This window comes from Burkholderia anthina (assembly GCF_902498995.1).
Classification (GTDB): Bacteria; Pseudomonadota; Gammaproteobacteria; order Burkholderiales; family Burkholderiaceae; genus Burkholderia; species Burkholderia anthina.
In genome coordinates this window covers 21,512-34,551 of the sequence record NZ_CABVLY010000024.1, presented here as the reverse complement: position 1 = coordinate 34,551, position 13,040 = coordinate 21,512, and the positions used below count along the sequence as shown (strand labels likewise).

Below are 13,040 nucleotides of genomic sequence, written 5' to 3'. Positions count from 1 at the left end.
GCCGGGCCGCTTCCCGGCGCACTGCGATTCATGCGGCGGCGCCTCGCGCCGCCCGACTCTTCCCCGTTTTTCTCAAGGAACGCAGATGGAGCAATTTCACGGCACGACCATCGTTTCGGTCCGGCGCGGCGACAAGGTCGCGCTCGGCGGCGACGGCCAGGTAACCCTCGGCAACATCGTCATGAAGGGTGGCGCGCGGAAAGTGCGGCGGATCTACAACAACCAGGTACTGGTCGGATTCGCGGGCGGCACCGCCGATGCGTTCTCGCTGCTCGATCGCTTCGAGGCGAAGCTCGAGAAGCACCAGGGCAACCTGACCCGCGCGGCCGTCGAGCTCGCGAAGGACTGGCGTACCGACCGGATGCTGCGCCGCCTCGAGGCGATGCTGATCACGGCCGATGCCACCACCACGCTGGTGATCACCGGCAACGGCGACGTGCTCGATCCGGAAGGCGGCATCTGCGCGATCGGTTCGGGCGGCGCCTATGCGCAGGCCGCGGCCCGCGCGCTCGCGGAGAACACCGAGCTGTCGCCGCGCGAGATCGTCGAAAAGTCGCTCGAGATCGCCGGCGACATGTGCATCTACACGAACCACAACCGCATCATCGAAACGATCGAGTAAGGACCGCACCATGAGCACCATGACCCCTGCCGAGATCGTCTCGGAACTCGACAAGCACATCATCGGCCAGGCCAAGGCGAAGAAGGCCGTCGCGGTCGCGCTGCGCAACCGCTGGCGCCGCCAGCAGGTCGCCGACCCGCTGCGCCAGGAAATCACGCCGAAGAACATCCTGATGATCGGGCCGACGGGTGTCGGCAAGACCGAAATCGCGCGCCGCCTCGCGAAGCTCGCCGATGCGCCGTTCATCAAGATCGAAGCGACCAAGTTCACCGAAGTCGGCTACGTCGGCCGCGACGTCGACAGCATCGTGCGCGACCTGATCGAGATCTCGGTCAAGCAGACGCGCGAATCCGAGATGCGCAAGGTGCGCAGCAAGGCGACCGACCAGGCGGAAGACCGCATCCTCGACATCCTGCTGCCGCAGCCGCGCGCGGTGGGCTTCGGCGGCAACGCCGATCACGCGAACGACGACAACAACGCGACGCGCCAGACCTTCCGCAAGCGCCTGCGCGAAGGCCAGCTCGACGACAAGGAAGTCGAACTCGACCTCGAGCAGCCGTCGGCCGGCATGGACATCATGGCGCCGCCCGGGATGGAAGAGATGACCGAGCAGATCCGCTCGATGTTCTCAAACCTCGGCAGCGGCAAGAAGCAGCGCCGTAAGGTGAAGATCAAGGAAGCGCTGAAGCTGCTGACCGACGAGGAAGCGGCGAAGATGCTCAACGACGAGGAAGTGAAGACGAAGGCCGTGCAGAACGTCGAGCAGAACGGCATCGTGTTCCTCGACGAGATCGACAAGATCACGTCGCGCAACAACGAAGGCAGCGGCGGCGAAGTGTCGCGCCAGGGCGTGCAGCGCGATCTGCTGCCGCTCGTCGAAGGCACGACGGTCAACACGAAGTACGGGATGGTGAAAACCGATCACATCCTGTTCATCGCGAGCGGCGCGTTCCACCTCGCGAAGCCGAGCGACCTGATTCCGGAACTGCAGGGGCGCTTCCCGATCCGCGTCGAGCTCGACTCGCTGTCGGTGAACGACTTCGAGGCGATTCTCGTCGCGACCGATGCGAGCCTGGTCAAGCAGTATCAGGCGCTGCTCGCGACCGAAGACGTGCAGCTCGAGTTCGCCGCCGACGGCATCCGCCGCCTGGCCGAGATCGCGTACGCGGTCAACGAGAAGACCGAGAACATCGGTGCGCGCCGGCTGTACACGGTGATCGAGAAACTGCTCGAAGAAGTGTCGTTCTCGGCCGGCAACCACGCCGGCGAGCGCGTGACGATCGACGCGAAGTATGTCGACCAGGCGCTCGGCCAGGTGTCGCAGGACGAAGACCTGTCGCGCTACGTGCTGTAACGCGCGCGGCGTCGAATGCGAAACGGGCGGCCCCTTCGGGGGGGCGCCCGTTTTTTCATGGCTGCGCGATGCCGCTCGGCCGTCTTCAATACCCGGCGCCGATCGCGCGCCTGCTGAAACGCGCGATCGTCGCGCGCGTGTCTCCGGCCCCAGGCCCGCGCGAATAACGCGCCCGGCTTACTGCCGGACCGGCTTCTTCGCGAGCTTGCGCTGCAGCGTGCGGCGGTGCATGTTCAGCGCGCGCGCGGTTGCCGAGATGTTGTTGTTGTTCTCCGCCAGCACGCGCTGGATGTGCTCCCATTCGAGCCGGTCGACCGACAGCACGACCGGGTTCTCGAGCGCCTCGTCGGCCTGCACTTCGCTCGCGTTGGTCTGCAGCGCGGCCAGGATCGACTCGATGTTCGCCGGCTTCGCGAGATAGTTGTCGGCGCCTTCCTTCACGGCCTGCACGGCGGTCGCGATGCTCGCGTAGCCCGTCAGCACGAGAATCCGCGCGTCGGGCTGCAGGTCGCACAGCGGCGCGATCAGGCTCAGGCCCGAATCCTCGCCGAGATGCAGATCGACGGTGATGAACTGGAACTTGCCGCCGGCAGCGAGCCGCAGCGCCGCCTCCTTGTCGTGCGCCTGCTGGACCGCGTAGCCGCGGCGCTCGAGGCCGCGCGCGAGCGTACCCGCGAACACCTCGTTGTCGTCGATCACCAGGAAATTGTTCTCGCTCATGTGGTTTCTCCGTCTACGTGTTGGTTGAGGCGGCCGGCGCCGCGATGTGCGTCACCGGCAGGCGCAGCACCGCGCGCGTGCCGCGGCCGGGGGTGCCGGCCGGACGGCTGTCCGGCGTGGCAGCCGTGCGCTCGGCCGCGCGCTGGCCCGATGCAGCAGCATGGCCATTCGCCGCGCTGCCGGCGCGCACGGCGGCGCTTGCCCCGCGCGGCGCGACATCGGACAGCTCGATCTCGCCGCCCAGGCGCACGGCCGCGCTGAATGCCAGGTACAGGCCGACCCCGTGCCCGCCCTGCGTGCTGTCCACCGGCATCGCGCCGAGCGATTCGCGCAGCGCGGCCGGAATGCCGGGCCCGTCGTCGCATACTTCGAATTCGATCTGTTCGGCCGACCGGTCGTTGTACGAGAGCCGCGCGGCCAGCGTCACGCGGTGCGGGCTGGCCCGCGCGGCGTTGTCGAGCAGGATCGTGAGGATCTGGCCGGCCGCGACCGTGTCGTCGAGCGCGACGCCCGACGGGCGTGCGCCGAGCAGTTCGAACTGCACGTGCGGATGCCGCAGGCGCCAGTGCTCGACGAACGTGTCGAGCCAGTCGCCCACCGGCTGGCGGCTCGCGGGTGCGCTCGCACGGCTGCGCAGGCGCGCAAGCGCCGACGTGCAAAGCGTCATCTGCTCTTCGAGCACCTTCAGGTCGGCCTCATAGCGCGCGAGCCCCGGATCGGCACGCGCCGCGTCGCGCAATTCCTCGGCGAGCATCGCGATCGTCGACAGCGGCGTGCCCATCTCGTGCGCGACGGTGGCGGCCTGCACGCCGAGCGCAACCGCCCGCTCGTCGCGCAGCAGATGCGCCTGCGCTTCGCCGAGCGCCGCATCGCGCTGGCGCAGCGCGTTCGACATGCGCGCGACGAACCAGGCAGTCAACCCGACGCTGACCATGAAATTCACCCACATCCCGGTGCGGTAGTAGTCGAACAGGTTCGCCGGGTTATCCATGTTGAGCGGCACCGAATCGAAGCCGAGCGCCGCATAGCACGCGACGGCGAACGCCGCGAGCCAGATCATCAGGTGCCACGGCAGCACGGCCGCCGCGATCGCCAGCGACGGCAGGTACAGCGACACGAAAGGATTGGTCGTGCCGCCCGACAGGAACAGCAGCGCCGACAGCGCACCGAGGTCGACCCACAGCTGGCCGAGCAGCTCGAAATTGGTCTCGGGCCGCGCGCGCAGCACCCGCACCCAGGTCAGCGCGTTGAAAACGATTTCGAGCACGATGACCATCAGCATCGCCGGCAACGGCAGATGCACGCCGAAATAGGTCTGCACGACGCCGATCGTCGCGAGCTGGCCGATGATCGCAAGGTTGCGCAGCCAGAACAGGTGGCTGAGGTTGACGCGCCCGGTGGTGGTGATTCGTTGCATCCGGCCAGTTTACCCGTTTAGCGCCCGACGCCTCTAGCGGGGCCGGATCGAAGACGTTGGATGCACGGGCCGCGATGCATCGCCGCCTCGCGCCGCGGCACGGGGATCCGTCCGCCCACGGTCAGCCGGGCGCGCCGGCCATGCGCTGCGCGATCTCGTCGGCGAGGCATTCCGGGCATCGGCAGCGCGCGCCGGCCGCGGGCGGCGCATCGCCGGGCGGCACCGGCATCGACGCGCACCAGCAGTCGAACGGCTGCGTGCGGGCACCGCAGTCGAAGCCGCGCCCACAGTGCGGGCAGCGCGCGCGGTGCGGGGCCGAACGAGCGGCGGCGGCGGAATCGGTCATGGCGCAATCGCGGAAGCGGGCATGCAATCGCCCTACGCGACAAGCATAGCGCGGCGCGCGGATTTTGCACGTCGGCCATCCGGCCGATGCTGCCCGCCATCGCACCGGAACGCGCGCTGCGCGCACCCGCCCGCACTGCGACCCGGATCGGCGCCGCACGGCCCGGCGCCATAGCCGGCGGGCCGCCGCGCGCAGCGCCCGCCCTGTGCCACCCACCTTCCAGCCAGCCCAAAAACCCGATGCTGCGCTGCGCCACTCCTGTACAATTCGCCCTGTTTCAACCGTTCCCAGCCAGAGCCGCCGCCATGTCCGAGCCCATCGACCTCTCGCAGATCGCCCCCACGCTGAAAGCAGAAATCCTCGCCGAAGCGCTGCCGTACATCCGCCGCTACCACGGCAAGACCGTGGTGATCAAATACGGCGGCAACGCGATGACGGAAGAACGGCTCAAGCAGGGCTTCGCGCGCGACGTGATCCTGCTGAAACTGGTCGGCATCAATCCTGTGATCGTCCACGGCGGCGGTCCGCAGATCGACCATGCCCTGAAGAAGATCGGCAAGGCCGGCACCTTCATCCAGGGCATGCGCGTGACCGACGAAGAGACGATGGAAGTCGTCGAGTGGGTGCTGGGCGGCGAAGTGCAGCAGGACATCGTGATGCTGATCAACCACTTCGGCGGCCATGCGGTGGGCCTGACCGGCAAGGATGGCGGCCTGATCCACGCACGCAAGCTGCTGATGCCGGATCGCGACAACCCGGGCCAGTACATCGATATCGGCCAGGTCGGCGAAGTCGAGGCGATCAACCCGGCGGTCGTGAAGGCGCTGCAGGACGACGCGTTCATCCCGGTGATCTCGCCGATCGGCTTCGGCGAGGACGGCCTCTCGTACAACATCAACGCGGACCTCGTCGCCGGCAAGCTCGCAACCGTGCTGAACGCCGAGAAGCTGCTGATGATGACCAACATCCCCGGCGTGATGGACAAGGACGGCAACCTGCTGACCGATCTGTCCGCGCGCGAGATCGATGCGCTGTTCGAGGACGGCACGATCTCGGGCGGCATGCTGCCGAAGATTTCGTCGGCGCTCGACGCCGCGAAGAGCGGCGTCAAGTCGGTGCACATCGTCGACGGCCGGATCGAGCACTCGGTGCTGCTGGAAATCCTGACCGAGCAGCCGTTCGGCACGATGATCCGCTCGCATTGAGCGCGCGCCGGCCGCCCTCCGGCCCCGACCTGCCGGCGTCGCTGCGACGCCGGCGCATCTCCCGCAGTCGGCCGCGCGCCGGCGCACCCGTCTGGCTGTTCGATCTCGACAACACGCTGCACCACGCATCGCACGCGATCTTTCCGGAGATCAACCGCGCGATGACGCAGTACATCATCGACGCGCTCCACGTCGAGCGTGCCGAAGCCGACCGGCTGCGCACCGGCTACACGCAGCGCTACGGCGCGGCGCTCCTCGGCCTCACGCGCCACCATCCGATCGATCCGCACGATTTCCTGCGGGTCGTCCACACGTTTCCCGACCTGCCCGCGATGCTGCGCGCCGAGCGCGGCCTGGCACGCGTCGTTGCGTCGCTGCCCGGCCGCAAGTTCGTACTGACCAACGCGCCCGAGAACTATGCGCGCGCGGTGCTGCGCGAGCTGCGCATCGAGCGGCTGTTCGAGCGCGTGATCGCGATCGAACACATGCGCGACCGCCACGCGTGGCGTGCGAAGCCCGACCACACGATGCTGCGCCGGACGCTGCGCGCCGCGCATGCGCGGCTCGCCGACGCGATCCTCGTGGAAGATACGCGCGGCCACCTGAAGCGCTACAAGCGCCTCGGCATCGGCACCGTGTGGATCACCGGCCATCTGCCGGGCCATTTGCCCAACGTCGGCCGTCCGCATTATGTCGACCAGCGCATTCGTTCGTTAAAATCGCTGCGACTGGGCACACGATCGGGGCGACAGAAATGCAGCCGACTTACCCGCAGGACCAAGCCGTAACGGAAAACCAGGCCACACCGTCCCGCCCGCGCCCGAAGCCGGGCGAGCGGCGCGTGATGATCCTGCAGACGCTCGCCGCGATGCTCGAGGCGCCCAAGCCCGAGAAAATCACGACCGCCGCGCTCGCGGCCCGGCTCGACGTGTCGGAAGCCGCGTTGTACCGGCATTTCGCCAGCAAGGCGAAGATGTACGAAGGGCTGATCGAATTCATCGAGCAGGCGCTGTTCGGCCTCGTCAACCAGATCGTCGCGAAGGAGCCGAACGGCGTGCTTCAGGCGCGTACGATCGCGCTGACGATGCTCAATTTCGCCGCGAAAAATCCGGGCATGACGCGCGTGCTGACCGGCGAGGCGCTGGTCGGCGAGGACGAACGGCTCACCGAGCGCGTGAATCAGCTGCTCGACCGGATCGAAGCGACCGTCAAGCAATGCCTGCGGGTCGCGCGCACGGAAGCGGATGCACCCGACGGCGCGGCGCCGTTCGAACTGCCGGCCGACTACGATCCCGCCGCGCGCGCGAGCCTGCTCGTCAGCTACGTGATCGGCCGGTGGCACCGCTTCGCGAAGGGCGGATTCCAGAAACCGCCCGCCGAGCAGGCCGATGCGCATTTGCGGTTGATTTTGCAGTAACGCGTGAGACGGCGGAGGGCCCGCCGTCGAGCATCGCACTCGCGTGACGGCCTCGTCGATGCGCAGGCACCGATTCCGCGCCCGCCACGACAACACGGCATGGCCTCGTCCGTCCCGCTCCCATGCCCACGCCCACGCCCACGGTCGTGACGGCCTGATTCGATCCGGGGTTCGAGTTTCTCGCACGCCCTCATTAATTCGCAATCCTAATTAGCCACCCGCCGGAATGAACGGGGCATCGACGCGCGCTCATCCGTCAAATGGCCTCTCAATCCTCGCGGAACGCCCGCACGTCGCCGTCCCGGCACGGGTATGCGGCGTACGAGTGACGGGCCTCTGACGATTCTTAAAAGATATTTAGTACTCGACCTACGGGAAATCCAAACAACTTGGACATCGTCCCATTCTTTCGAATCACTTACTTCGGAACAATATCACCTGTTTCCCGCAGCTGCTGCCGCCCCGTAGCAGCGACGCGCGACAGCGCAATGGAAACGTCCGTGCGTCGTCTTTCGACGCGAGGCTCTTACTAACAGGTACGTAAATGTCCAAAAAAGCACTTTCCATTCTGATGGCGACAGCAGGTCTCCTCGCCGCTGCCTCGTCGGCTCAGGCAGCTGACGGCACGATCACGATCACCGGCGAAATCACCGCCCAAACCTGCAACATCTCGGGCGACGGCGGCGGCAAGGATTTCACCGTCACGCTGCCCACCGTGTCGACGTCGGCGCTCTCCGTGCCGGGTTCGACGGCCGGCCGCAAGCCGTTCCGCATCAACCTGTCGAACTGCTCGCCGAATTCGGGCAACGCATCGGTGTACTTCGAGCCGGGCACGACGGTCAACTCGCAAACGGGCCAGTTGTTCAACGCGACGGGTGACGCGAAGAACGTCGAGGTCGGCCTGCTGAACAAGGACGGCTCGAACATCAAGCTCGGCGCGGCGCAAGCGCAGCAGAACTCGCAAACCGTGCCGATCGCGGGCGGCGCGGCAGAGCTCAACTATTTCGCGCAATACGTCGCGACCGGCGGCGCCGCGACGGCCGGCAAGGTCGGCACGTCGGTCATGTACTCGGTCTCGTACCAGTAATCCGGCTTCGCGACCGGCGGCCCGCGCCCGCGATTCAGCGGCGGCGCGCGGGTCGCCCTCCCAATCACCAGCGAGTCTGTTTATCTACAAGGAGAAATCGGCGATGAGAATGCCAACGAACTTGAGTCTGAGCGTGGGCACCGCGGCGCTGGCCGTGTCGCTGTTCGGCGCGGCAACGGCAGACGCCAGCGTCGTGATCGGTGGAACGCGCGTGGTGTATCCGGAAAAGGAGCGTGAGGTCACGGTCAAGCTGACCAACGAAGGCGATCGCCCGTCGCTCGTGCAAGCCTGGATCGACGACGGCAACGCGAACGCGCTGCCCGACGAATCCAAAGTGCCGTTCATGCTGACACCGCCGTTGTTCCGTCTGGATCCGAAGAAAGGCCAGAGCCTGCGGCTGATCTACACGCAGGAACCGCTCGCACAGGACAAGGAAACGCTGTACTGGCTCAACGTGCTCGACGTCCCGCCGCAGGCCGCGGACGACGCCAATACGCCGAACCTGCTGCAACTCGCGTTCCGCTCGCGCATCAAGCTGTTCTTCCGCCCAGCCGCGCTGCAAGGCGTCGCCGACGAATCCGCGGAAAAGGTGACCTGGAATTTCGCACCGAAAGCCGGTGGCGGCTATGCGCTGCAGGCGAAGAACCCCACGCCTTACCACGTGACGTTCACCAAGCTCACCGTCAAGTCCGGCGGCACGACCTGGACTGACGACAAGGGCGGCATGGTCAAGCCTGGCGCGACCGAGCAGTTCGACGTCGGCAACGTGCAATCGATGCCGGGCGCACCGATCGAGGTCGATTACACGTTCCTCAACGACTACGGCGCGGGCATCGAAGGCAGCTACGCGCCGAAGAAAGCGCACTGACGCCACCCAGGCATTCCTGACTCAATCCGTCGCTGATCGACGGCGCGTAATCGCGCCGGCGCCGGCAGACCGTCGCTCGCAATATGACGATGCGGCATCAATTTATCGAATTCATGCGAGCGAATCATCAAATTCAACCGTTGGAAGCTACCGCACGCTTTGCGCTGAAGCCGAGCTATCTGCTCGTCATGGCGACGCTCGGCGGCTGGACGGCCGGTGCGCAGGCTGCCGACACGACGGCCGCCCCGGCGGAGCGCTTCGACGTCGCGCAGGTTCAGTTCAACGACACGTTGATGATGAAACCGCGCGGCCAGCGGCTCGACCTCGATCGCTTCGCCAAAGGCAATCCGGTGCCTGCCGGCGACTACCTGGTCGACCTTTACGTCAACGAAACGTGGACCGGCCGCTCGACGGTGCGCTTCGATGCAGCGGCAGGCGCGACCGACGCGACGCCGTGCTTCGATCGCACGCTCGTGAGCCGCCTCAACCTCGACGATCAGGCGCTGACCGACGCCGCGCGTGCCGAGCTGGTGCGCGTGCAGGCCGGCGAATGCACGAGCGTCGACAAACTGGTGGCCGGCGCGACGACCGAATTCGACATGTCGGAGCTGCGGCTGAACGTGAGCATTCCGCAGGCCGCGCTGCTGCGCAATCCGCGCGGCTACGTGAGTCCGGAACTGTGGGACAGCGGCGTGACGAGCGCGACGCTCAAGTACAACGCCAACGTGTTCCGCAATACGTCGTCGGGATACGAAAGCACGCAGGGATACGTCGGATTGAATGCCGGCGTCAACGTCGCGAACTGGCATTTCCGGCACAACGGCACCTACACCGCGCAAACGCGGGGCGACAGCCGCTACCAAAGCCTCAACACCTACGTTCAACGCGACCTGCCGGCTTGGCGCAGCCAGTTGAAGATCGGCGAGACCTACACCGACGGCACGCTGTTCGACAGCGTGGGCATGCGCGGCGTCACGCTCGAGACCGACGACCGGATGCTGCCCGATTCGATGCGCGGCTACGCACCCGTGGTCCGCGGCGTCGCGACGAGCAACGCGCACGTCTCGGTTTCGCAGAACGGCGCGGTGCTGTACGAAACCAACGTCGCGCCGGGGCCGTTCGAGATCAACGACCTGTACGCAACCGGCTACGGCGGCAACCTGCTCGTCACGGTGACCGAAGCCGACGGCAAGACGCACAGCTTCACGGTGCCGTATGCGGCCGTCGTGCAATCACTGCGTCCGGGCATCTCGCGGTTCGGCGTCGCGCTCGGGCAGTTGCGCGAGCCGCAGCTCGAACGCCATCCGAATTTCGCGCAAGCCACTTATCAGCGCGGCATCAGCAACCTGATAACGGGCTACGTCGGCGCGATCGTCGCGGAGAACTACCTGGCCGGGCTGGTCGGTGCGGCACTCAATACGTCGCTCGGCGCGTTCGCCGCCGACGTCACGCATGCGAGCGCGCGTATTCCGGGCGCCTCCGCAACGACCGGGCAAAGCGTTCGCGTCAGCTACAGCAAGTCCGTCGAGGCGACCGGCACGAACGTCGCGGTCGCCGCGTATCGCTACTCGTCGCGCGGCTACTGGACCATGCGCGACGCAATGTATGCCCGCGAACTCGCGGCCGGGGGCAACGATACAAACAGCGTCTACCGGCAACGCAACCAGGTCCAGCTGACGCTCAATCAGACGCTCGGCGAAAAGCGCGGCAGCCTGTTCGCGGTGGGCTCGACGGTCAACTACTGGAATCACCCGGGCACGACGACGCAGTTCCAGCTCGGCTACAACAACAGCCTGCGCGTCGCCGGCCTCAACCTGAGCTACAACCTGTCGGTCTCGCGGCAACGCGACGGCGCCACCGGCCAACTGAGCAACCAGGTGTACGCGAACGTAACGGTTCCGCTCGGCCGACGCTCGTATGCCCCGACGCTGAGCGCGAGCGTCGCACGCAACAGCCAGGGCGGCACGACCGCCCAGACGTCGCTGACCGGCACCGTCGGAAAGTCCAATGCGTTCTCGTACGGCGTCAACGTCAATTCCGGCGGCGGCGCGACGTCCGGCGGCGGCAATGCGCAGTATCGCAGCACGTTCGCGACGTTCTCCGGCAGCGCGACCGGCGGCAGCGGCTACTCGAGCGTGTCCGCCGGCGTATCGGGCGCACTCGTCGGTCACGCGGGCGGCATCACGCTCGCCAACGATCTCGGCGACACCGCCGCGATCGTCGAGGCGAAAGACGCTGTCGGCGCGCAAGTCACGAACGGCACGGACGTGCGGATCGACGGGCGCGGCTACGCGGTGCTCCCGTATCTGACGCCGTACAAGATGAACACCGTCGAACTGGACCCGAAGGGCATCCCGACCGACGTCGAAATGCTGACGACCAGCCAGCAGGTCGCGCCGCGTGCGAATTCGATCGTGAAGCTCAAGTTCGGGACGGTCAGCGGTCGCGCAGTACTGCTGACGATGCGTCAGCCTGATGGCTCGCCTGTGCCGTTCGGCAGCGCCGTCATCGACGCAGACGGCAAGACCATCGGGTTGGCCGGACAGGGCGGCAAGTTGTTCGCCCGCGGCCTGGGCGACACCGGCACCCTGACGGCGAAATGGGGCAATCGCAAGACCGAAGTCTGCTCCTTCAGTTACCAACTGCCTGTCAAGCACAGCAAGAGCGACGTGTACACGCGTGTCGAATCGACATGCGACAACGCTGCAGCGTCGCATAACGCCGCAGCAACCGATGCACGGGAAGGGGCTGATGATTCGATCGACGCTGTTGGCGCGAAGCTTCCTTCCGGCAACGGTTCGCACTAGGAAACCCGGCACGCCCCAAAGCCCATCCAGGCGGAATGTCACCCAATGCAAAACGAAAAGACCATGCTCAAATATCTGCTGATTACCACGCTTTGTATCGCTGGCTCGGCGTATTCAGTCGCCAGCCGAGCGCAAATTCCAACTTGCTATAACGACGAAACGGGCGCCGATTATCAGCGCAGCTTCTCTTTCGGCACCGTCCTTGTCCCGCGCGACATACCTGACGGCACGGTTTTGGCGACAAAGATCCTGACGCTGCCATATCGATGCGACGCGAATACGACTTCGCCGTATGGATATTCGTTTTACTTCATGAACAATCAGCGGCCCACCGGCATTCCCGGCGTTTCGTATGTGTTGACCAGCTTGCCCGCGCCGGAATCCCTGGGGCTGCGCTTCACCAATCTCGAGACCGGAGAGGTCATGATGGTCTACAACGGCGCAACGCAGGATTGGGCACCGCCTCATACGACGACGAAACCGATTGAAGGCCGATACCAAATCAAGGTCGAACTGATCAAGGCCAGCGATCGCATATACAACGCGGTCATCCCGAACGGTACCGTCGGCATATGGCAGATAGGCGCAAAGAACCGGGCTCGTCCCACGTACGGATACAAGTACCAGATCTATTGGAATGAAGCCGGCAAAGGAAAGCTGATCATCATGCCGAAGACCTGCACCGTCACCACGCCGGATATCAAGTTCCCATTGCCGCCGGTGGCCGCGAGCAAGCTCGGTACAGTGGGCATGACCGCGGGTGATACCGGATTCAACATCGGACTGAATTGCAAGTCCGGATCGAACGTCTACGTGACGCTGACTGATTTGACGAACCAAGGCAATACGGGAAATCAACTGACGCTCACGCCGGATTCGTCGGCGCAAGGCGTGAAACTGCGCATTTTGAGAAATGGACAGCCCGTCGGCTACGGTCCGGATTCGGCCGCCATCGGCAACACGAATCAATGGTATGTCGGCCCGTCCGCAACGCTCAGCAACATTCCGCTGACCGCGCAATATATCGCGACCGGCAAGGTGTCCAGCGGAACGGTGAAGGGCGTCGCTACGTTCACGATGAGTTACCAGTAGTCGCAGCACGCCGAATGGCACAGTAATTCGGTAGTACCGGTCGCCGGGTAGCGCGGAGCGACCGATACTCACTGACGACCATCGCCCGATCGATGGTCGAACGAC

At 65.7% G+C, this 13,040-nt stretch carries 12 protein-coding genes; 9 read left to right on the top strand and 3 right to left on the bottom strand.

What is annotated here, in order from left to right; all coding sequences use genetic code 11:
- Positions 1-85 precede the first annotated feature (85 nt).
- Both hslV and hslU read left to right on the top strand, forming a co-directional pair.
- A complete protein-coding gene (gene hslV / locus BME24068_RS26560) occupies positions 86-622 on the top strand; it encodes an ATP-dependent protease subunit HslV (protein WP_006760749.1) in 537 nt (178 codons plus the stop codon).
- A 10-nt stretch (positions 623-632) separates the two neighbouring features.
- Complete coding sequence (gene hslU, locus BME24068_RS26555) at positions 633-1,976, top strand: ATP-dependent protease ATPase subunit HslU (RefSeq protein WP_096508389.1); 1,344 nt, start codon at positions 633-635, stop codon at positions 1,974-1,976.
- Positions 1,977-2,153: 177 nt separating this feature from the next.
- Here the strand turns inward: hslU and BME24068_RS26550 are convergent, their stop codons facing one another.
- From BME24068_RS26550 to BME24068_RS26540, 3 genes are all read right to left on the bottom strand, one after another.
- Positions 2,154-2,696 (bottom strand): response regulator transcription factor, encoded by a 543-nt coding sequence (locus tag BME24068_RS26550; protein WP_011658200.1) that lies wholly within the window; start codon positions 2,694-2,696, stop codon positions 2,154-2,156.
- A gap of 13 nt (positions 2,697-2,709) precedes the next feature.
- Positions 2,710-4,113: an ATP-binding protein gene (locus tag BME24068_RS26545; RefSeq protein WP_174927878.1), complete on the bottom strand. Its 1,404-nt coding sequence runs from the start codon at positions 4,111-4,113 to the stop codon at positions 2,710-2,712.
- Between the two features lie 121 nt (positions 4,114-4,234).
- Positions 4,235-4,459, bottom strand: a complete 225-nt coding sequence (locus tag BME24068_RS26540; protein ID WP_096508391.1) for a cysteine-rich CWC family protein — start codon at positions 4,457-4,459, stop codon at positions 4,235-4,237.
- Between the two features lie 305 nt (positions 4,460-4,764).
- Between BME24068_RS26540 and argB the strand changes: the two genes are divergently transcribed.
- From argB to BME24068_RS26505, 7 genes are all read left to right on the top strand, one after another.
- Positions 4,765-5,664: an acetylglutamate kinase gene (gene argB / locus BME24068_RS26535; RefSeq protein ID WP_006490510.1), complete on the top strand. Its 900-nt coding sequence runs from the start codon at positions 4,765-4,767 to the stop codon at positions 5,662-5,664.
- Complete coding sequence (locus tag BME24068_RS26530; RefSeq protein WP_096508392.1) at positions 5,661-6,452, top strand: pyrimidine 5'-nucleotidase; 792 nt, start codon at positions 5,661-5,663, stop codon at positions 6,450-6,452. Before argB ends, BME24068_RS26530 begins: the two co-directional genes overlap by 4 nt.
- Entirely contained in the window at positions 6,419-7,081 is a 663-nt protein-coding gene (gene slmA / locus BME24068_RS26525; protein WP_174927877.1) for a nucleoid occlusion factor SlmA, read from the top strand. Before BME24068_RS26530 ends, slmA begins: the two co-directional genes overlap by 34 nt.
- Before the next feature lie 544 nt (positions 7,082-7,625).
- Positions 7,626-8,168, top strand: coding sequence for a fimbrial protein (locus BME24068_RS26520; protein ID WP_096508394.1), 543 nt, complete (start codon positions 7,626-7,628; stop codon positions 8,166-8,168).
- 103 nt (positions 8,169-8,271) lie between these two features.
- A complete protein-coding gene (locus BME24068_RS26515; RefSeq protein ID WP_124556244.1) occupies positions 8,272-9,036 on the top strand; it encodes a fimbrial biogenesis chaperone in 765 nt (254 codons plus the stop codon).
- 140 nt (positions 9,037-9,176) lie between these two features.
- On the top strand, positions 9,177-11,843 hold the full coding sequence (locus BME24068_RS26510) for a fimbria/pilus outer membrane usher protein (RefSeq protein WP_239007890.1): 2,667 nt from the start codon (positions 9,177-9,179) through the stop codon (positions 11,841-11,843).
- A gap of 63 nt (positions 11,844-11,906) precedes the next feature.
- Positions 11,907-12,935, top strand: a complete 1,029-nt coding sequence (locus BME24068_RS26505) for a fimbrial protein (protein ID WP_162826260.1) — start codon at positions 11,907-11,909, stop codon at positions 12,933-12,935.
- The last annotated feature ends 105 nt before the right edge of the window (positions 12,936-13,040 follow it).